Source organism: Pseudomonas sp. BN515 (assembly GCF_029873155.1).
Lineage (GTDB): Bacteria > Pseudomonadota > Gammaproteobacteria > Pseudomonadales > Pseudomonadaceae > Metapseudomonas.
In genome coordinates, this window is sequence record NZ_SSOH01000093.1 from 121142 (window position 1) to 140074 (window position 18933).

The 18933-nt window shown below is 66.2% G+C and carries 17 protein-coding genes; 8 read left to right on the plus strand and 9 right to left on the minus strand.

Annotated elements, in window-relative coordinates:
- Positions 1-2 precede the first annotated feature (2 nt).
- From mutL to E8E91_RS28305, 4 genes are read right to left on the minus strand one after another with little or no spacing between them, the layout of a single operon-like run.
- A complete protein-coding gene (gene mutL, locus E8E91_RS28290; RefSeq protein WP_280380524.1) occupies positions 3-1880 on the minus strand; it encodes a DNA mismatch repair endonuclease MutL in 1878 nt (625 codons plus the stop codon).
- Positions 1877-3313 carry an N-acetylmuramoyl-L-alanine amidase gene (locus E8E91_RS28295; protein WP_280370646.1) on the minus strand — a complete coding sequence of 479 codons (1437 nt, stop codon included), beginning with the start codon at positions 3311-3313 and terminating at the stop codon, positions 1877-1879. Before E8E91_RS28295 ends, mutL begins: the two co-directional genes overlap by 4 nt.
- Before the next feature lie 8 nt (positions 3314-3321).
- On the minus strand, positions 3322-3789 hold the full coding sequence (gene tsaE, locus E8E91_RS28300) for a tRNA (adenosine(37)-N6)-threonylcarbamoyltransferase complex ATPase subunit type 1 TsaE (protein WP_179062430.1): 468 nt from the start codon (positions 3787-3789) through the stop codon (positions 3322-3324).
- The gene (locus E8E91_RS28305) at positions 3777-5276 is read right to left on the minus strand and encodes an NAD(P)H-hydrate dehydratase (protein WP_280380526.1); all 1500 of its coding nucleotides are present in this window, start codon (positions 5274-5276) and stop codon (positions 3777-3779) included. Before E8E91_RS28305 ends, tsaE begins: the two co-directional genes overlap by 13 nt.
- Before the next feature lie 68 nt (positions 5277-5344).
- On the opposite strand from E8E91_RS28305, the gene queG reads away from it, so the two are divergent.
- Positions 5345-6415: a tRNA epoxyqueuosine(34) reductase QueG gene (queG, locus tag E8E91_RS28310; RefSeq protein ID WP_280380528.1), complete on the plus strand. Its 1071-nt coding sequence runs from the start codon at positions 5345-5347 to the stop codon at positions 6413-6415.
- 1 nt (position 6416) lies between these two features.
- Here queG and orn read toward each other — a convergent pair whose 3' ends face one another.
- Positions 6417-6959, minus strand: a complete 543-nt coding sequence (gene orn / locus E8E91_RS28315; RefSeq protein WP_280380530.1) for an oligoribonuclease — start codon at positions 6957-6959, stop codon at positions 6417-6419.
- Positions 6960-7254: 295 nt separating this feature from the next.
- Here orn and rsgA point away from each other — a divergent pair, with 295 nt between their 5' ends.
- A complete protein-coding gene (gene rsgA, locus E8E91_RS28320; RefSeq protein WP_280380532.1) occupies positions 7255-8286 on the plus strand; it encodes a small ribosomal subunit biogenesis GTPase RsgA in 1032 nt (343 codons plus the stop codon).
- Positions 8287-8352: 66 nt separating this feature from the next.
- Here the strand turns inward: rsgA and E8E91_RS28325 are convergent, their stop codons facing one another.
- Both E8E91_RS28325 and E8E91_RS28330 read right to left on the minus strand, forming a co-directional pair.
- Positions 8353-9228 (minus strand): SDR family NAD(P)-dependent oxidoreductase, encoded by an 876-nt coding sequence (locus E8E91_RS28325; protein WP_280380534.1) that lies wholly within the window; start codon positions 9226-9228, stop codon positions 8353-8355.
- A gap of 93 nt (positions 9229-9321) precedes the next feature.
- Positions 9322-10323: an AraC family transcriptional regulator gene (locus E8E91_RS28330; RefSeq protein ID WP_280380536.1), complete on the minus strand. Its 1002-nt coding sequence runs from the start codon at positions 10321-10323 to the stop codon at positions 9322-9324.
- A gap of 107 nt (positions 10324-10430) precedes the next feature.
- On the opposite strand from E8E91_RS28330, the gene E8E91_RS28335 reads away from it, so the two are divergent.
- Positions 10431-10772: a hypothetical protein gene (locus E8E91_RS28335; protein WP_271471544.1), complete on the plus strand. Its 342-nt coding sequence runs from the start codon at positions 10431-10433 to the stop codon at positions 10770-10772.
- The gene (locus tag E8E91_RS28340; RefSeq protein WP_280380539.1) at positions 10762-11355 is read left to right on the plus strand and encodes a Dabb family protein; all 594 of its coding nucleotides are present in this window, start codon (positions 10762-10764) and stop codon (positions 11353-11355) included. The genes E8E91_RS28335 and E8E91_RS28340 overlap by 11 nt, the downstream gene beginning before the upstream one ends.
- A gap of 206 nt (positions 11356-11561) precedes the next feature.
- Here the strand turns inward: E8E91_RS28340 and motB are convergent, their stop codons facing one another.
- Together motB and motA are read right to left on the minus strand one after the other, a co-directional pair.
- Entirely contained in the window at positions 11562-12614 is a 1053-nt protein-coding gene (gene motB, locus E8E91_RS28345) for a flagellar motor protein MotB (RefSeq protein WP_280380541.1), read from the minus strand.
- 10 nt (positions 12615-12624) lie between these two features.
- On the minus strand, positions 12625-13476 hold the full coding sequence (gene motA / locus E8E91_RS28350) for a flagellar motor stator protein MotA (protein WP_190831435.1): 852 nt from the start codon (positions 13474-13476) through the stop codon (positions 12625-12627).
- Positions 13477-13593: 117 nt separating this feature from the next.
- Here motA and E8E91_RS28355 point away from each other — a divergent pair, with 117 nt between their 5' ends.
- From E8E91_RS28355 to E8E91_RS28370, 4 genes are all read left to right on the plus strand, one after another.
- Positions 13594-15117, plus strand: coding sequence for an HDOD domain-containing protein (locus E8E91_RS28355; protein ID WP_280380543.1), 1524 nt, complete (start codon positions 13594-13596; stop codon positions 15115-15117).
- Positions 15118-15162: 45 nt separating this feature from the next.
- Positions 15163-15978: a thiosulfate sulfurtransferase gene (rhdA, locus tag E8E91_RS28360; protein WP_280380545.1), complete on the plus strand. Its 816-nt coding sequence runs from the start codon at positions 15163-15165 to the stop codon at positions 15976-15978.
- A gap of 21 nt (positions 15979-15999) precedes the next feature.
- Positions 16000-16863 carry an archaetidylserine decarboxylase gene (gene asd, locus E8E91_RS28365; RefSeq protein ID WP_280380546.1) on the plus strand — a complete coding sequence of 288 codons (864 nt, stop codon included), beginning with the start codon at positions 16000-16002 and terminating at the stop codon, positions 16861-16863.
- Between the two features lie 188 nt (positions 16864-17051).
- Entirely contained in the window at positions 17052-18878 is a 1827-nt protein-coding gene (locus E8E91_RS28370) for a molecular chaperone (RefSeq protein WP_280380548.1), read from the plus strand.
- Positions 18879-18933 lie beyond the last annotated feature (55 nt).

Below are 18933 nucleotides of genomic sequence, written 5' to 3' on the forward strand. Positions count from 1 at the left end.
GATCAGCGACCGCGCAGGAACAGCTTGTCCAGGTCATCCATGCCCAGCTGCGTCCAGGTCGGACGCCCGTGGTTGCACTGGCCGCTGCGTTCGGTGTGTTCCATATCTCGCAGCAGGGCATTCATTTCCGGCTGGGTCAGACGGCGATTGGCACGCACGGCGCCATGGCAGGCCATGGTGCCCAGCAATTCATTCAGGTGCGCCTGGATACGGTCACTGGTGCCGTATTCCAATAGATCGGACAGGACGTCGCGCACCAATTGCGAGGCCTCTGCCTGTCTCAGGAGGGCCGGAATCTGGCGAATAGCCAGGGTTTCCGGACCAAGGCGCTGCAATTCGAAGCCCAGGCGGCGGAACCACTCGCCGTGCTCCTCGGCGCAATCGGCTTCGCGCTGGCTGACGGCGATGGATTCCGGCACCAGCAACGGCTGCCCCTTGAGCCCTTCACTGGCCATCGCGACCTTCAGCCGCTCGTATGTGATGCGTTCATGGGCCGCGTGCATATCTACCAGCACCAGCCCCTGGGCATTCTCGGCCAGGATGTAGATGCCCTTGAGCTGAGCCAGGGCGTAGCCCAGCGGCGGCACATCACCCTGGGCTTCCGGCAGCGCGGCAGGTGCGGAGGCGGCGGGCAGCGGCGCGAAGTATTCGCGATAGGCGCCCTGGGCCTCGGCGATCGGTACGGCAGGTTGCGGACGCGGCGCCTGGTAACCCCCTGTCGGCGGGCGCCAGGCCGGCTCGGCGGCAGGCCGTTCCAGCACATTGGCCGCGAGACTCATCTCACCCTGGGGACCAAACTCGCCAGCGGCAAGGCCGGTCGGACGCACGACGGCATCGGTGGCAGCCGGCGCAGCCAGTTGGTCTTCAGGACGCACCTCGCCCAAGGCGCGGTGCAGAGTGCCATAGAGGAAGTCGTGGACCATGCGACTGTCACGGAAGCGCACTTCGTGCTTGGTCGGGTGCACGTTGACGTCGACGACCGCAGGATCGACTTCGAAGAACAGCACGAAGGTCGGGTGCCGGCCGTTGTACAGCACGTCGCGATAAGCCTGGCGCACCGCGTGGGCGACCAGTTTGTCGCGCACCATGCGTCCATTCACATAGAAGTACTGCAGATCCGCCTGGCTGCGGGAAAAAGTCGGCAGGCCAACCCAGCCCCAGAGATGCAGGCCGTTACGCTCCACCTCGATGGGCAGTGCCTGCTCCAGGAACGCCGGCCCACAGACCGTGGCAACGCGGCGGGCGCGGGCAATGGCGTCGCGCGCCTCATGGAGGGCGAAGATGGTCTTGCCGTTATGGCGCAGGTGGAACGCCACATCGAAGCGGGCCAGGGCCAGGCGCTTGATGACTTCCTGCAGGTGATCGAATTCGGTCTTCTCCGCACGCAGGAACTTGCGCCGCGCCGGCGTATTGAAGAACAGGTCTCGCACTTCCACCGAGGTACCGACGGGGTGGGCGGCAGGCTGCACCCGCGCCTCCATGTCACGACCTTCGGTCTCCACCTGCCAGGCCTGGTCGGCGTCGGCGGTACGCGAGGTCATGGTCAGGCGCGCAACGGAGCTGATGGAGGCCAGCGCTTCGCCACGGAAGCCCAGGCTCATCACCCGTTCGAGGTCTTCAAGGTCGCGAATCTTGCTGGTGGCGTGACGCGCCAGGGCCAGCGGCAGGTCCTCGGGCGGAATACCGCCGCCATCGTCGCGCACCCGCAACAACTTGACGCCGCCCTGCTCCACCTCGACGTCAATGCGCCGGGCACCGGCATCCAGGCTGTTCTCCAACAGTTCCTTGATGACCGAGGCGGGACGCTCGACCACCTCACCGGCGGCGATCTGGTTCGCCAGCCGCGGAGTGAGCAGCTGGATACGCGGCAAGTTGCTCATGGCTGGGCCGCCAAGGTCGCGGCGGGAATGTTGAGGACCTGGCCGACCTTGACGTTGTCGCTGGACAGCGAGTTGGCTTTGCGCAGTGTCGCGACGCTCACCTCGTAGCGCTGGGCAATCAGCGCCAGGCTCTCGCCGGAGGTCACGACATGCTCGCGCGGGCCAATGGCGATCTTGCCCTGGTCACGCAGCCAGGCGATGTAGGTGCCGGGCGGCGGGTTCTGCTGGAAGAACTGTTTGACGCCAGCCTTGATCGAGCGCGCCAGTGCCTGTTGGTGGCCCGGCGAAGCCAGCTTCTGTGATTCGTTATGGTTGGAGATGAAGCCGGTCTCCACCAGGATCGAGGGGATGTCCGGCGACTTCAGCACCATGAAGCCGGCCTGCTCCACCCGGCGCTTATGCAGCGGGGTGACCTTGCTGACGTTGGACAGCACCTTCTGGCCAACATTGAGGCTGGAGGACATGGTCGCGGTCATCGACAAGTCGAGCAGAACGCCGGCGAGCATGCGGTCCTTGTCGTCAAGGCTGACACTGCCATCTCCGCCAATCAGGTCGGAGCGGTTTTCGTTGTCAGCCAGCCAGCGCGCGGTTTCCGAGGTTGCACCGCGATCGGACAGGGCGAATACCGAAGCACCGAACGCGCTGCGACTGGGCGCGGCATCGGCGTGAATGGAAACGAACAGGTCAGCACCCTTCTTGCGGGCGATCTCGGTGCGCTTGCGCAACGGGATGAAGTAATCGCCGGTACGTACCAGCTCGCCACGGAAGCCCTTCTCCTGGCTGATCTGGCGCTGCAGTTCCTTGGCGATGGCCAGGGTCACGTTCTTCTCGTGCTGGCCCTTGGGCCCAAGGGCGCCCGGGTCTTCACCGCCGTGGCCGGCGTCGATGGCGACCACGATGTCACGCTTGCCGCCCGGCACCGGCGGCAGCTTGCTGGGCGCCGGCTGGGTCGGCGTAACCGGCGGCTGCGGCGTGCTCGGCGCGGTGGCCACCTGGGGCGCACTGGCTTCGCTGGCGGCCGCTTCCGGGTCGAACAGGTCCACCACCAGGCGGTTGCCGTACTGCTGGTTGGGCGCCAGGGAGAAGCTCTTCGGCGTCACGGCGGACGACACGTCGATCACCACGCGCAAGTCGGTAGGGCTGCGCTGGGCGGAGCGGACACTGGTAATCGGGGTGTTGCTGAGGGACAACTGCTCCAGCTTGGTAGCCAGCTGGGCGCCATTGATATCGATGACGATGCGGTTGGGAGCCGTCAGGGTGAAGACGGAATGCTGCACCGGTCCGGATAAATCGAAGACCAGGCGGGTATTGTCAGGCGCGCGCCAAAGCCGCACCCCGCGGACCTCCGCGGCAGCCAGGACATCAGCGGCGAACGCCGCAAGTAGAACCCCAATCCCGGCAAACAGTGCGCGCGAGCGCATACCCCACCCCATCTTTATTTTCATGCTCCCAAGGCCAGGGCGGCACACCATGCTTCGCCACGTTTGGTATGTGGCGAAAAACGCAGCGAACGGCCGCCCGCTTGCGGCGTAATGTTAATGTCCAGGTCGGCCTTTGGCAAAATGCCGGCGCCCCGCTGGGGCCACTCGATCAGGCACAACGCATCGCCTTCGAAGTAGTCGCGGATACCCAGAAATTCCAGTTCTTCCGGGTCGGCCAGACGGTATAGATCGAAATGGAAGGCGCGCTTGTCACCTATTTCATAAGGCTCGACCAGGGTGAAGGTGGGGCTTTTCACCGCACCGGCATGACCCAACCCCCGCAGGAGGCCGCGAGATAGCGTGGTCTTGCCCGCTCCAAGATCCCCGTGCAGATAGAGAATGCCGTGCCCTTCGGTCAGGGTCGCGAGACGAGCGCCGAGGGCCATCATGGCGTCCTCGCCTTCGGCATACAGGATCACTTCAGGCACGGTGCAAACTCCTCGAGCAACTGACGAATGGTCGGAATGAGATCACTGGCTGCCAGCCCCCGGCCGCCCCGGGCCAGGCTCTCGCCCGCGCAGGCGTGTAGCCAAACGGCCAGGCAGGTGGCCGAATAGGCGTCCATCCCCTGGGCGAGCAAGGCACCTATCAACCCGGCAAGTACATCGCCGAGCCCGGCTCCGGCCATTACCGGATGGCCACGATCACAGAGTGCGAGACGGCCATCGGGGGCCGCCACCAGACTGCCGGCGCCCTTGAGCAGGACAACGGCATCGAATTTCTGCGCCAGCGCAAGCACTGCGCGCGGCCGGTCAACCTGAACCTCGGCAGTGGAAATTCCCAGCAGGCGCGCAGCCTCGCCCGGATGAGGCGTGATCACGCTGCCCGCAGGCAGGCGGACGTGCTCGCCCGCCAGCAGATTGAGCGCATCGGCGTCCCACACCTGGAACGATTCCAGGCCTGCGAGGACGCTGAGCAGGCTGCGGCCCCAGGCGTCCTGCCCCAGGCCGGGCCCCGCCACCAGCACATCAGCCCGGTCCGCCAGGGCCAACAGCTGGTTGGCCGAACTCACGCCGGTACACATCACTTCCGGACGCCGCGACAGCGCGGCCATCACGTGCTCCGGCCGGGTCGCCAGCGACACCAGCCCGGCCCCGCTTCGCAGCGCACTCTCCGCCGCAAGCAGCGCCGCGCCACCCAGCCCACGGTCGCCGCCGACCACCAGCAGGTGGCCGAACTGCCCCTTGTGCGCGGTGCGCGGACGCGGCGCCAGGCGCCTCAGGCTGCCGGCCGCCATACGTTCGGCGATGCGGGGCGTCACCGCGACCAGGGCGGGATCGGCCTGCAGATCGTCGAATACCAGCTCGCCCACCTGGTTCGGAGCATCGGCGGTAAACAAACCCAGCTTGAGTCCGATGAAGGTCACCGTCAGGTCCGCACGCACTGCCACGCCAAGCACGCGACCGGTGTCGGCGCAGACGCCGGATGGGATGTCCACGGCCAGTACCGGCAGGCCACTGGCGTTGAGCAGGCGGATGGCCTGGGCGTAGGGTTCACGCACATCGCCAGACAGCCCAGTGCCCAGCAGGGCGTCCACCACCACGCCCTCAAGGACGGTGCATTCGCTCCAGGGCTGAATGGTGACGCCTACGGCGGCGGCCTCATCTCGCGCCAGCGCCGCGTCGCCGGTCAGCGCATCGGCAGCGCCCACAGCCAGCACCTTCACCTGCCAACCGGCACGCTGGGCCAGGGCCGCAACCAGATAGCCATCGCCGGCATTGTTACCCCGCCCGGCCAGCACGCTGAGGCAGCCGGCTTCCGGCCAACGCCGACGCAGGGCGCGCCAGGTCGCGTGGGCGGCACGCTGCATCAACTCGAAGCCGGGCGTGCCGGCGGCGATAAGGCGCGCATCGAGGTCCCGCACCTGGGCGGCAGAATGGAGCGAAATGGGCAGGTCGTCGCGGTAAGAAAGCATGGGATTCGGTTGCAGCAGCGAGGTCTGGCAGAATTATATCCACCTCGACACCGGTTGCTCGCACCAGCATGACCCTTTCCACGCAAGATCTCGCCACGCTCGCCCAATCCATCAAGGAGTGGGGCCGCGAACTGGGCTTCCAGCAGGTGGGCATCACCGGCGTGGACCTCGGCGAGCATGAAGGCCACCTGCAACGCTGGCTGGAGGCCGGCTATCAGGGCGAGATGGACTACATGGCCGCCCACGGCAGCAAGCGTTCTCACCCGGACGAACTGGTACCCGGCACGCTGCGGGTGATCTCCCTGCGCATGGACTACCTGCCCGGCGACACGCGCATGGCCAAGGTGCTGGGGCAACCGGAGAAGGCCTATGTCTCGCGCTACGCCCTGGGCCGCGACTACCACAAGCTGATCCGCAAACGCCTGCAGCACCTGGCCGAGCGCATCGAGCAGGCCATAGGTCCGTTCAGCTACCGCGCCTTCGTCGACAGCGCGCCGGTACTGGAGAAGGCCATCGCCGAGCAGGCGGGCCTCGGCTGGATCGGCAAGAACACCCTGGTACTCAACCGCAAGGCCGGCAGCTACTTCTTCCTCGGCGAACTGTTCGTCGACGCCCCGCTGCCGGTGGACGATCCCCATGGCAGTGAGCACTGCGGCCGCTGTTCGGCCTGCATGGACATCTGCCCGACTGCCGCGTTCGTCGGCCCCTACCAACTGGATGCGCGGCGCTGCATTTCCTACCTGACCATCGAGTACAAGGGCAGCATTCCCGAAGACCTGCGTCCGCTGATCGGCAATCGCGTGTTCGGCTGCGATGACTGTCAGATGGTCTGCCCCTGGAACCGCTTCGCCCGTCCTTCCGGCGAAGGCGACTTCCAGCCGCGCCATGGCCTGGACAATGCAGAACTGGCGGAACTGTTCCGCTGGAGCGAAGAAGAGTTCCTCAGCCGCACCGAAGGCTCACCCCTGCGCCGCGCAGGTTATGAGCGCTGGTTGCGCAACCTGGCAGTGGGACTTGGCAATGCGCCTTCGAGCATTCCGGTGCTGGATGCCCTGCGGCTGCGCCGCGAGCATCCGTCGGCGCTGGTGCGCGAGCATGTGGAGTGGGCGCTCGCCCGCCATGGGGTAAGCGCGGCCTGAATCAGATCTTGAAGAAGTGTTCCCGGTAATGCTGCAGCTCCGCGATCGAGTCGCGGATGTCATCCAGCGCCAGGTGGCTGCTGCTCTTCTTCACCCCGTCACGCACTTTCGGCGCCCAGCGTGCAGCCAACTCCTTCACGGTGGACACATCGAGGTTGCGGTAGTGGAAATAGGCTTCCAGCTGCGGCATGTGGCGGTAGAGGAAGCGGCGGTCCTGGCAGATGCTGTTGCCGCAGATCGGCGACTTGCCCTTGGGCACCCACTGCTCGAGGAAGGTCAGGGTCTGAGCCTCGGCTTCCGCCATGCTGATCTGGCTTTCGCGCACTCGCTGGGTGAGGCCGCTCTGGCCGTGCTGGCGGGTGTTCCACTCATCCATGCCGGCGAGAATCTCGTCGCTCTGGTGGATCGCGATGGTCGGCCCCTCGGCCAGCACGTTCAGATCGCTGTCGGTCACGATGGTGGCCATCTCGATGATCACGTCCGTGTCCGGGTTCAGGCCGGTCATTTCCAGATCGATCCAGATCAGGTTCAGGGCATTCTGCATATTCGGTCTCCAGGGCAAGACGCGCATTCTAGCTCAGAGCCTATCCACCGATCTGCTGCGCGTCGCCCCTGCTGCGTTTAAAGCAGGCTCGGGTGCTCATTTACCGCTCGTAAACTCCGCGCCCTCGCCTATTTGATTCGCTGGCGCTCACCCTGCGGGCCAGCCTACGGCTGTTACTCCCGTTGGTCGTTGTGCCTTGCATGACTCTAGCTCGCGATATCGTGAACAGGCTCTCGGAGCCTGAAGTTGTAGGCTGCGTGCTAAACTCGCGCGGTTTTTTCCAAGCGGACCCACCATGGCCAAACGCCAACTGACCCGCCGGCAAAGCTGGCGCATCGAGAAGATTCAGGAAGAACGCGCTGCTCGCGCCGCCAAGCGGGAGACGCGCGCGCTCGAAGAGCTCGAGGGCGGCGATCTCGGCCCGGAGCAGACCGGCCTGGTGATCGCCCACTTCGGCGTACAGGTTGAAGTCGAGGCCCTGGAAGGCGAGCTGGCTGGCCAGATCATGCGCTGCCACCTGCGCGCCAACCTGCCGCCGCTGGTTACCGGCGACCGCGTGGTCTGGCGCGCCGGCGCCCAGGGCAGCGGGGTGATCGTCGCCCAGCTGCCACGCAGTTCGGAGCTGTGCCGCCCGGACATGCGCGGCGTGCTCAAGCCGGTGGCGGCTAACGTCGATCAGATCGTCATCGTCTTCGCTCCCCTGCCCCATCCCCACGCCAATCTGATCGACCGCTACCTGGTAGCAGCCGAACACGCGGGCATCCACCCGCTGCTGCTGCTGAACAAGGCCGACCTGGTGGATGACGAGAACGGCGCCATGCTCGACGAACTGCTCGGGGTCTACCGGCAGCTGGGCTACCCGCTGCTGGAAGTCTCGGCACGCCAGGGCGGCGGTATGGAGGACCTGATGGCCAGGCTCGACGGCCATATCAGTGTCTTCGTCGGCCAGTCCGGGGTGGGCAAGTCGTCACTGGTCAACAGCCTATTGCCGGGGGTGGACACCCGCGTCGGTGCTCTTTCCGAACTGACCGGCAAAGGCACCCACACCACCACCACCGCGCGCCTGTTCCACTTCCCGGGCGGCGGCGAGCTGATTGACTCCCCCGGTATCCGCGAATTCGGCCTGGGCCACGTCAGCCGCGACGACGTCGAAGCCGGCTTCATCGAGTTCAATGAACTGCTGGGGACCTGCCGCTTCCGCGACTGCAAGCACGATCGCGAACCGGGCTGCGCCCTGCTCAAGGCCCTGGAAGACGGCCGCGTGCATCCGCAACGGATGGCCAGTTACCGGCATATCCTTTCCAGCCTGCCGGTGGACGAATACTGAGCCGGCAGCCGCCCGGCAACGCAAAAGCCGCGTAAGGCGCGACTTCTGCTCGGCATCCGCTAGGCGTCAGCCCGACACGGCCTCGATACCGGGATGCGCATAGGGTGGGAGGACGGGCGCCGGCAAGGTCTCGACACCGTCCAGGGAGTGGACGGTCAGCCCGGCGGAGAGCGGGAAGTGCAGACTGTGGGTGAGCAGTCCGGTGCGTTCCCGGGCAGGCAGGTGACAGAGCGCCAGCGCCGTCTCGGCCAGGTATTCCACCCGCTCGGTGGGGTACTCAGCCGGGATATAGCGGGCGGCACCCGGCGTGAGAATCGCGGTACTCGGCGCAACCAGGTTGACCGCGATGTTATCGGCTTCCAGCTCGGCCGCCAGCCCCTGGGTGAAGCGCGCCAGAGCGGCCTTGGCCGCGGCATAGACACTGATACCGCCTACCCGGGCGAAGTCGTCGTAGGGTTTCAGCGGCGGCAGGGCGGTGACCGAGCCGAGGTTGACTATCCAGCCGGCGCCGCGCGGGCGCATCAGTGGGATCGCAGCCTTGCAGAGGGCAAAGGGAATGCGCAGGTAGTGGTCCAGCGTGCGTTCGTACACCTCCAGCGGCATGTCCTCCACGCGACTGTAGTCCGCCACTCCAGCATTGTTCACCAGGATGTCCAGCCCGCCTGCCAGCTGCGCCGCGCGGGCCGGCAGCGCATCGCGCTCGGCTGCGTTGCACAGGTCCACGGCGAGCGGGATGGCGCGGCCACCAGCCTGCTCGATCAGACCCACCGTTTCGGCCAGGGTGCCGCTCATGCTCGCCGAGTGCTCCAGGCTGCGCGCCGCGACCACCACAGTGGCGCCTGCGGAGGCGAGACGCTGGGCGATGGCGCGGCCGATGCCGCGGCTGGCACCGGTCACCAGTGCGACCTTGCCGGCGAGTTCGGGCTTGCGGGGATGGGACATGGTTCATCTCCTCAGGGGTTGGATGAACCGATTGTGTGAGGTCCGCCTGCGGACAACCGTCGCCCTGTCACTCAACACGCGCTACCGGATCGCTCACTGCGCGTTTCGGTAACGGCTGGGTGGATGGCCCGTCAGCCGCACCATCGCACGGCGCATCGCGGCGGCGTTGCTGAACCCCAGATAACCGGCTACCCGCTCGATGGGCCACTCGGTATTGCGCAGGTAATGTTTCGCCGCTTCCAGCAGGCAGGCCTCGCGCAGGACGCGGTAGCCAGTGCCTTCGGCGTGCAGCCGGCGGCGCAGCGTGGCCACGCTGAGGGACAGCGCGGCGCCGAGTTCCTGCTGGGTCGGCAGCGGCGCCTGCCGCGCCAGGGCGGCATCGATGAAACTGCGCACCTGCTGGGCCAGCGGAACCTGCGAGGCCGGCTCGCCGGCCGCCAGACGAAAGGGGAAGTCCACCAGGAAGGCCTCGAGCTCCGCAGGCCGACGCCGCACCGGACGCGCCAGCAGCGCGGCGTCGAAGACGAAACCGTAGGTCGGTTGCCCGACCTCCACGGGGCGGTCGAACAGACTGAGGAAGGGAATGGCGTCCTCGCGATTCGGATGGCCGATAAAGTTGCGCAGCGGACGGATGGGTTCGCCGATCAGCCAGGTGAACAAGCGCTGGTAGAACAGCAGCCCGGTGACATCCACCAGGCAGGCCGCCGGGCTGTGCCGGCGGCGCAGCGAGTCCATGCGAAAAACCGCGGCACCCTGATCGGTGGAAAGGCTCAACGCCCCCGCTCGCGGGTTCAGCATCGCGCAGAAGTCGGCGGCGCAGTGGATGGCATCGACCAAGGTCCGGCAGCTCAGCAGACAGCGGCAGAGCAAGTCCACCTCGCGCTTGCGCATCGGTGGGTGGCCGTCGCCCTGAGCAACCTGGGCCTCCAGGTGCTCGATGGCCGAACGGTACAGCGTGGCGAATGCACCGGCGGACAGGTGCCCGGCCGCGTCGGCCATTGCCGCGCTGTCAGCACCGCTGCGGCGCAACTCGTCCAGCAGCCGGGTACCAAGACCCGGGGCAGGTGGAACTTCGGCGGAACGGGATCGCGGCATACAGCCCAGCCTGAGCGTTCTAATGGCGTTGGGTGATCGGTCGGGTAGCGGTCCGACCGGGTATGAGCATGCAAGATGTCCATCGAATTTGGCAAAGGGCCCGATCGATGATTCACCTTCTTGACGAACTCACCCTCGACGCCAGCGACGTGAAACAGGTGCTGGCGCTGCTCGACGAGGAATTGCTGCCGGGCCGAGCGGAACCCGTTCCGCACCTGCTCAACCGCTGGGTCTCGCCGCCGGTGGTGGTGCCGGGTGTGTCCACCACGCTCTGGCTGCTCTGGCAGGTCCCCGATCCGCCGGCCTATTACCGGATGCGCGGTAACCCCGGTTCGACGCCAGCCGTCTGGCCGAAGCTGGACCGTCTCTGCCGCCAGCGGCAGCGCCACATCCTGACTGACGCGGAGGCGGTGCTGCCGTTGCCGGGGGAGTTCGATCATGCAGGCTGAAGTCGCTCAGGTTTACCTCGCTGGCGATGCCGACCAGCCCGCGTTCGAGCAGGCCCTGGTGCGCTGGTGCCAGTCCCATCCCGGTGCCTTCGGCGGCCGCAATCTGCCGGGCTGCTGGGGCGCGGGGGACTTCAGCGTCGAGTCGCGCGGGAACGGCTTGGCCAGTCTTGAAGACTTGCCCGGAGTAGCGCGGGTGGATCGGCTCGGCCATAGGCGCATCGGCGGCGGCACCCGAGCACCAGGCCTGACCGGCGGTGTCCTGCGCACCTTGCTGCTCCGGGTGCGTACGGATGTTGCGGCTAGCCACGTGGAGGCGCTGGAGCGCGAACTGCTGGCCATGCCCAACTACATGGCGGGCATCCGTAACTGGCAACTCGGCCGCGTCACCTCCGACAGCAGCTGGACCCACGTCTGGCAACAGGAATTCGCCGAGGTGGGTGACCTGCATGGCGAATACCTGATGCACCCCTACCACTGGGGCTGGGTCGACCGCTGGTTCGACCCGGCATTCCCCGAGTGGACGGTCGAGGCCATCTGCCATGCGTACTGCCCGCTGCCGGCGAGCATCCTGGCGGCGGACTGAGCGAGCGCCGCGCAGCAGTCGCCACGGACGGCGATTATTCAACCCGGCGCGGCCTGCGCACGGCAGCGGCCTGCAGCCACATGCCCAGCGGCGAGGCGCTGGGTCAGGTGGAAGTTCTGTCGCGGGCCTTGACTGGCCGGCGGCAGGACGGGACACAGCCATAAAAAAGGCCACGCATTGCGTGGCCTTTCAGTTTCCCGGATGGATCACTGCCCCTTGGGCTGGTCCATCTTCAGCACCCCGTCCTCGAAGATGTTCAGCTTCTCCCGCAGCTCACGCGGCTGCACGGGTGCGGCCGGATCGCCCGCCGGGGTAGCCGGAGCCGACGGCGCGGCATCACTGGCGGGAGGCGGGGGCTGCTGCCCTTCCTCAGGCTTGGCACCGTCGCCCTGCTCACCCTCGATGGCACGCTGGGCCTTCTTGGTGAGGACGATGATGTCGATGCGGCGATTGACCGGGTTGAACGGATCCTTGCGGTCGAACAGTGCCGACGAGGCATAACCCACCACCCGCGCCACCTGGTCTTCCGGGTAACCACCAGCGATCAGGGTGCGACGCGCAGCGTTGGCACGACCGGCGGACAACTCCCAGTTGCCGAAATCGCCAGCGCCGGCATAGGGCTTGGCATCGGTGTGGCCGCTGATGCTGATCTTGTTCGGCACCGCCTTGATGGTCTCGGCGAGGATCAACAGGATGTCTTCGAAGTACGGCTGCAGGCGTGCGCTGCCGAGGTCGAACATGGGACGGTTGGCGGCATCCATGATCTGGATGCGTAGGCCGTCCTGGGTGATTTCAAAGAGGATCTGGTCCTTGAACTTGCGCAGCTCAGGGTTCTCTTCGACCTTGTTCTGCAACTCCTGCAGCAACAGCTCCAGGCGCTCGCGCTCGATCTGGTCGGCCAGAGTTTCCACCTGGCTGGCGTCCACCTGGGTCTTGTCCGAGGAGTCGGCCGCCGATTCCTGGGAATCGGGGGCGTCCTTCAGCTCGGGATTCAAGGTGCGGTCAGGCGCGGGCGTGGGCGTGCCGCCCAGGTCGATGACATACGGGCTGGCGCTTTCGGTGAAGCCGATGGGGTCCTTGAAGTAGCCGGAGATGGCTTTCTTCTGCTCCGGGGTGGCCGAGGACATCAGCCAAAGCACCAGGAAGAACGCCATCATCGCGGTGGCGAAGTCGGCGAAGGCGATCTTCCACGCGCCGCCGTGGTGACCGGCGGCGTAGCGTTTGACGCGTTTGACGATGATCGGCTGGTTGTTCTCCATGACTCAGCCTTCAGCTGCCGCGTACGGCCTGCTCCAGCTCGCTGAAGCTCGGGCGGTGGGCCGGGAACAGCGTCTTGCGACCGAATTCCACCGCCAGCGACGGCGGCATGCCGGATGCCGAGGCCACCAGGCAGGCCTTGATCGCCTCGAATACGTTCAGTTCTTCACGGGCATCGTGTTCCAGGGACACCGCCAGCGGACCGAAAAAGCCGTAAGCCGCGAGAATACCGAGGAAAGTACCCACCAGCGCCGCCCCCACGTGCTGGCCAAGGGCGGCCTGCTCGGCTTCGCCCAGCATCGCCATGGTGACCACGATGCCAAGTACCGCCGCGACGATACCGAAGCCCGGCAGGCCGTCGGCGATGCGGTTGACCGCGTGTGCCGGGTGCTCCAGCTCTTCCTTCAGGCTGGCCAGTTCCATGTCGAACAGGCCCTCGAGCTCGTGGGGCGCCATGTTGCCGGAGGACATGATGCGCAGGTAATCGCAGATGTAGGCGGTCATCCGTTCATCCTTGAGGATGCCCGGGTACTTGCTGAAGATGGGGCTGGCGGGGGCGTCCTCGATGTCGGCCTCGATGGCCATCATCCCTTCGCGACGGCTCTTGTTGAGGATTTCGTAGAGCAGGCGCAGCACTTCCAGATAGAAGCCGTGGGTGAAGCGGGTGCCGAACATCTTCAGCGACTTCTTGAACACGATCATCGTCGTGCTGCCGGGGTTGGCCTGGAGGAAGGCGCCCAGCGCCGCACCACCGATGATCATCACCTCGAAGGGCTGGATCAGCGCGGCAAGCTTGCCGTGAGACAGGATGTATCCACCGAGCACGCTGGCGAATACGACGATGATGCCGATGATTTTTGCCATAGGAAGGAAGCTTGAAGAGTCAGTAGAAAGGGTTATGAAAAGAGCCCCTTCTAATTATCGGAAGATATGCGCCAGACTATAGCCTGTTCAGGCGAAAAGCCAGATTGGCGGCCCCCTATGTCAACCGCAAAGCCCGTGCCACGCAGTCTCGACAGCTGGATCAAGCACCTCGACGGGGTGCGCCTGCCCGTCCCCGCCGCCGCCCATGAAAAAGTCCGCCGCGCTTTGGGTGATAGCCGTCGCTCCCTGCGCGATATCGCCGACCTGACCCAGGACAGCCCCGCCCTCGCCCTGAGCCTGCTGCGCGAGGCCAATGCCGCCGGCAACATTCTGAGCAGCCCGGCGGAAAGCCTGGAAGTCGCCCTCAGCCGCCTGGGTCTGAAGCGCGCGGAAGTCCTGCTCAATCGCCTGCCCGCCGTCCCCGAGGACGACATCCCGCAGTCGCTGCGTCAGCTGCAGCTGATCAGCCAGCACGCGGCGCAGCAAGCCAACGGCCTGTTCGCCGCCCGGCTGGCCCGCCTCTGGCAGGAAATCCACTGGTGCAGCCTGCTGTTCCTCTCCCCCCTCTGGCCGCTGCTGGCCAGCCACCCGGAGCTGTTCGATACCTGGGAGAAGCGCGTATTGGGCGATGGCGAACCGGCTGCCAAGGTCGAACGCGAACTGCTCGGCGTCCCGTTGTTGCGCCTCTGCCAGGCCCTCGCCGAGCACTGGAAGCTGCCCGACTGGATCATCCAGGGTTATCGCCTGCTGAGCGACGACCGCCGCATGCTGGTCAAGGCCCTGCACATTGCCCGCGACAATGGACATCCGCTGCAACAAACGCAGCAACTGGACGCCGATCCCATCTTGAGTCGCTGGCTGACCCAGCCCGGCAACACCGTCCTGCTGGCGAACGGCCTGGCAGTTTCCGCCCATGTCGGCTGGGGAGATGGACACAGCCTGCGCTGGCAGCGCCTCACCGGACTGTTCATGAAGGTGCCACTGGACGAACTGCAGCAGCAGGTTCACCAGCACGCCGCACACAGCGGACGCCTGCATGCCCGTGGCGACCTCTGGCACCCCGCCGAAGCCCTGCTCTGGCCGTGGAACCAGCACCGCCTGCGCCGCGAACCGGTTGCAGCACCGCCCCCTACCGCCGACGCCCTGGAAGACTGGCGTCGCTACTGCGGCGAGCTGCTCCGCGAACCGAGCCCCTTCGCCAACGTGGTGCAGCTTTCCGCCTGCGCCCGCGACGCCTTGGAAAGTAGCGGCATGCGCCGGGTCCTGGTGCTGCTGGCCGACCGCACCCACAGCCGCCTGCTCGCCCAGCAGCAGGCGGGCCTGCCCAAGGAAGCCAACGGCCTGCAGCTGGACCCGAACCAGAGCCAGGTGCTGCGACGCCTGCTCAGCCAGCCGGTCCAGCTACGCCTGGGACCGGACAACATGGCGCAGTTCTCCGCCCTGCTGCCCGGTCAGTTGAAGAGCCTGTTCCCGGGGCACCACCTTCTGCTGCGCTCGATTGCCGTGAACGGTCGGGTGGCCATGCTGGTGGTGGCCGACCAGGACGGCGCGCCCTTCGCCGAAATCAGCCTGCGCGCCTTCGCCAAGACGGCCCAATGCATCGAGCGTGCGCTCGCCAGCTTCGCCAGACGCGGCCGTTAGGCTTTCCTATACAATCTGCCACTTTGCCCATTACTGGAGGCTTCCATGTCTGCCTTCTCCAACCTGCCGCTGGTGATCGAACCGGCCGAGCTGGCGCCCTTGCTTGGTGCCGACGAGCTGATTCTGGTCGACCTCACCAGCGCCGCCCGTTACGCCGCCGGCCACGTGCCGGGCGCCCGTTTCGTCGATCCGAAGCGCACCCAGCTCGGCCAGCCGCCGGCACCGGGCCTGCTGCCCGCCAAGGCCGACCTCGAAGCACTGTTCGGTGAACTGGGCCATCGCGCCGACGCCACCTACGTGGTGTACGACGACGAAGGCGGTGGCTGGGCCGGCCGCTTCATCTGGCTGCTGGATGTGATCGGCCATCAGCGTTACCACTATCTGGACGGTGGCCTGCACGCCTGGCTGGCTGAAGGCCGGGAAACGAGCGATACCGTACCCGCAGCGGTCGGCGGCCCGATCCCCCTGACCCTGCACGATGAGCCCACCGCCACTCGCGAGTACATCCAGAGCCGCCTCGGCGCCGCCGACCTGGCCATCTGGGACGCCCGCGGCCCCGGCGAGTACAACGGCACCAAGGTCCTGGCCGCCAAAGGCGGGCACATCCCCGGCGCGGTCAACTTCGAGTGGACCGCCGGCATGGACCCGGCCCGCGCCCTGCGCATCCGCACCGACATGGCCGAGATCCTGCAGTCCCTGGGCATCACCCCGGACAAGGAAATCGTCACCCACTGCCAGACCCACCACCGCTCGGGCTTCACCTATCTGGTGGCCAAGGCCCTGGGCTACCCGCGCGTCAAAGGCTACGCCGGCTCCTGGTCCGAATGGGGCAACCACCCGGACACCCCGGTCGAGAGCTGAAGCGCCCATCAAGGAAATCCAATGAAAGAACGCCTCTTCATCATCAGCCAGTACCTGCTGCCGCATCACCTGCTGTCGCGCTTGGCTGGCTGCATCGCCGAATGCCGCGTGCACTGGTTCAAGAACGCTTTCACCACCTGGTTCGCCAAGCGCTACCAGGTGAACATGAGTGAAGCGCTGGTCGAGGATGTCACCGCCTACGAGCACTTCAACGCCTTCTTCACCCGCGCCCTCAAACCCGGCGCGCGTCCGCTGGACGAAACACCCGGCGCCATCCTCTGCCCGGCCGACGGCGCCATCAGCCAGATCGGCCCGATCGAGCACGGCCGCTGCTTCCAGGCCAAGGGCCACAGCTTCAGCGTGCTGGAACTGCTTGGCGGTGACGCCGAGCGCGCCGCGCCCTTCATGGGCGGCGAGTTCGCCACCGTCTATCTGTCGCCGAAGGACTACCACCGTGTGCATGCGCCCCTGGGCGGCACCCTGCGGGAAATGGTCTATGTGCCGGGCCGACTGTTCTCGGTGAACCAGAGCACCGCCGAGAACGTGCCGGAGCTGTTCGCCCGCAACGAGCGCGTGGTGTGCATCTTCGACACCGAGCGCGGCCCGATGGCCGTGGTATTGGTGGGGGCGATGATCGTCGCGTCCATCGAAACCACCTGGGCGGGCCTGGTTACGCCGCCCAAACGTGAACTGAAGACCTTCAGCTACGACGAAGCGGCGCGTGCGCCGATCACGCTGGAAAAGGGCGACGAACTCGGCCGCTTCAAGCTGGGTTCCACCGCCATCGTGCTGTTCGGTCCGGACCAGGTACGCTGGGCCGAAAGCGCGTGGCCCGGCAGCCAGGTGCGGATGGGTCAGCTGCTGGCCATGCCGAAGGACGCCTGACCGGATGCCATCCCGGCCGAACCCCAGCGTTCGGCCAGGACTGGATCAGGAAGTTGGCACGCCCTGGCGGGAATCTGCCAACGCCTCTACAGCCCAGCCATGGATAGGCTGCCACTGTGCAAGGATGCTGATAGAGTGCTGAAATTCAATCCATTACCTCACGCGAGATGTCGGAGAACTCGACCCGGATGGAGCACCAGAGCCCTCACCTGCTGTTGCGCGTACCCGCCCCTAGCAAACAGAGCCTGTCCTTCTGCGATGCCACCCCACGTGAGCTGAAACGCTGGATCGCCCATCTGCCCAAGGCCAACCTTGGGGAAACCGCCCGTCAGCTCTATCAGGCCCTGGTGGAACTCAACCAGCTGGTCACTCCGACTGACAACCGTCTGCAACTGCTGGAGCTGATTCGTCCGGAAGTACATTTCGTCTGCCAGCACCTGGAAAGGCACTTCCTCAATCAATCCATCGTCCTGGACGAGCGCCCGCGCAAGGTCGCCAATCTCTGCCAGGCCCTGCAGAACCACCTGGCCATCGGCTACAAGCTGATCATCGTGCAGGAATCGTCGCGCCCCAGCCGTGATCGTGACCGCGCCCAGCTCCTCGCCCTTGCCCTGCAACGGGCGACGCACAGCCTGAACGGCCCCTTGATCCGCTCCAGCCAACTCTATTGCCCGGTCCCCGAAGGTCTCTGGCTGGAACTGCACCAGCTCTACCAACTGGCCGAAAGCCGCCAGCTCCACCGCGTTGTCGTGCGTGATCCGCTGGCCCGCCATACGCAAGGGCTGAGCACCGAGCAGAGCTACCTGGCCGCACTGCTGCTGGGCTGCGCCCGCTGCAACCAGATGCGCCAGATCGGCATTGCCCGCCTGGCTGAAGTCCTCGCACCCTGGAGCGCCCTGGTGCGGCTTCAGTCCGCCGAGCTGTCGTCCAGTCTCTTCGCGGTGGCGCCGCAGCTGGACGGTCCCCCCCGCTACAAGTCGCTGTTCCAGGAAGTGGAGCCGCGCACCCTGCTGGGCCTGGACCCGCTGCCGCTGGTGGACGCCATCAAGGAATACCTGCTGCTGCCGGTCGAGCAGCGTGCCCAGTCGCGCCTGCAGGTGCCGGAGGGCATGACCCTCGATCTGCTGCAGCACGTGAGTTCGGCCTGGGGCGACATTTCCGAGCGCACCTTCCAGCGTAATCCCGGCCAGGGCAGCCTGACCCTGTGCATCGGCATGAGCGCCCTGCACTTCTTCCTCGCAGGCAGCCGTCCCTTCAGCGATGTGCTCAAGCTCCCGCAGGAAACCGGTCAAGCGGTATTCGACACTTTCGGCAAGCCAGCAGCGAAGGATGTCTGGGCCAACGCCTTCGACGCCCAGCCTACTCAGGGCTGGCAGCGCGGCATACCCCTGGAGGAGATCGAGTACAGCCGGCCGGTTTCCGCAAACAGCGCGCCGCCGCCCCAGGTCAGCGCAGGCCCGGAAAGCTATCCGACCTTCAACGTCGCTGTGGTCAACCACAGCCCCGGGGGCTATTGCCTGAGCTGGCCCAAGGAAGTCCCCAGCCAACTGCAGGCCGGCGAGCTGCTCGGCGTACAAGACGCACCCGGCCAGGGCTGGAGCATCGCCGTGGTGCGCTGGATCCGCCAGGTGCGCGGCGGTGGCACCCAGATGGGCATCGAACTCGTGGCCCCCCAGGCGCAATCCTGCGGTGTACTGCTGATGCGCAAGGGCGAGCAGAACAGCCATTACCTGCGCGCCCTGCTGCTGCCGGCAATTGGCGCGATCTCCCGCCCGGCCACCCTGATCACCCCGCGCCTGCCCTTCCAGGAAGGCAACAAGGTGCAGATCAATCTTCACGGCGACGAGCATCGCGCCGTGCTCACCCGGCGACTCACCAACACTGGCAGCTTCAATCAATTCGAATACCGGGTGTACGAGCAGCCGACACCGCCACGAGGGAAACCGGTCACAGGTCCGGGAAGCCAGCCACAAGGCGGCGAGGAAGACTTTGACTCACTCTGGAAGTCGCTGTAGATTCCCGACGAATCCACCATTCGTCGCCTATTCGCGCTCGTTCGGCGCTAAGCAC

Bases quoted from the DNA above. Each gene is read 5' to 3' on its own strand.
- mutL (WP_280380524.1), bottom strand. From the start codon at position 1,880: ATGAGCAACTTGCCGCGTATCCAGCTGCTCACTCCGCGGCTGGCGAAC.
- E8E91_RS28295 (WP_280370646.1), bottom strand. From the start codon at position 3,313: ATGGGGTGGGGTATGCGCTCGCGCGCACTGTTTGCCGGGATTGGGGTT.
- E8E91_RS28305 (WP_280380526.1), bottom strand. From the start codon at position 5,276: ATGCTTTCTTACCGCGACGACCTGCCCATTTCGCTCCATTCTGCCGCC.
- queG (WP_280380528.1), top strand. From the start codon at position 5,345: ATGACCCTTTCCACGCAAGATCTCGCCACGCTCGCCCAATCCATCAAG.
- orn (WP_280380530.1), bottom strand. From the start codon at position 6,959: ATGCAGAATGCCCTGAACCTGATCTGGATCGATCTGGAAATGACCGGC.
- rsgA (WP_280380532.1), top strand. From the start codon at position 7,255: ATGGCCAAACGCCAACTGACCCGCCGGCAAAGCTGGCGCATCGAGAAG.
- E8E91_RS28325 (WP_280380534.1), bottom strand. From the start codon at position 9,228: ATGTCCCATCCCCGCAAGCCCGAACTCGCCGGCAAGGTCGCACTGGTG.
- E8E91_RS28330 (WP_280380536.1), bottom strand. From the start codon at position 10,323: ATGCCGCGATCCCGTTCCGCCGAAGTTCCACCTGCCCCGGGTCTTGGT.
- E8E91_RS28335 (WP_271471544.1), top strand. From the start codon at position 10,431: ATGATTCACCTTCTTGACGAACTCACCCTCGACGCCAGCGACGTGAAA.
- E8E91_RS28340 (WP_280380539.1), top strand. From the start codon at position 10,762: ATGCAGGCTGAAGTCGCTCAGGTTTACCTCGCTGGCGATGCCGACCAG.
- motB (WP_280380541.1), bottom strand. From the start codon at position 12,614: ATGGAGAACAACCAGCCGATCATCGTCAAACGCGTCAAACGCTACGCC.
- motA (WP_190831435.1), bottom strand. From the start codon at position 13,476: ATGGCAAAAATCATCGGCATCATCGTCGTATTCGCCAGCGTGCTCGGT.
- E8E91_RS28355 (WP_280380543.1), top strand. From the start codon at position 13,594: ATGTCAACCGCAAAGCCCGTGCCACGCAGTCTCGACAGCTGGATCAAG.
- rhdA (WP_280380545.1), top strand. From the start codon at position 15,163: ATGTCTGCCTTCTCCAACCTGCCGCTGGTGATCGAACCGGCCGAGCTG.
- asd (WP_280380546.1), top strand. From the start codon at position 16,000: ATGAAAGAACGCCTCTTCATCATCAGCCAGTACCTGCTGCCGCATCAC.
- E8E91_RS28370 (WP_280380548.1), top strand. From the start codon at position 17,052: ATGGAGCACCAGAGCCCTCACCTGCTGTTGCGCGTACCCGCCCCTAGC.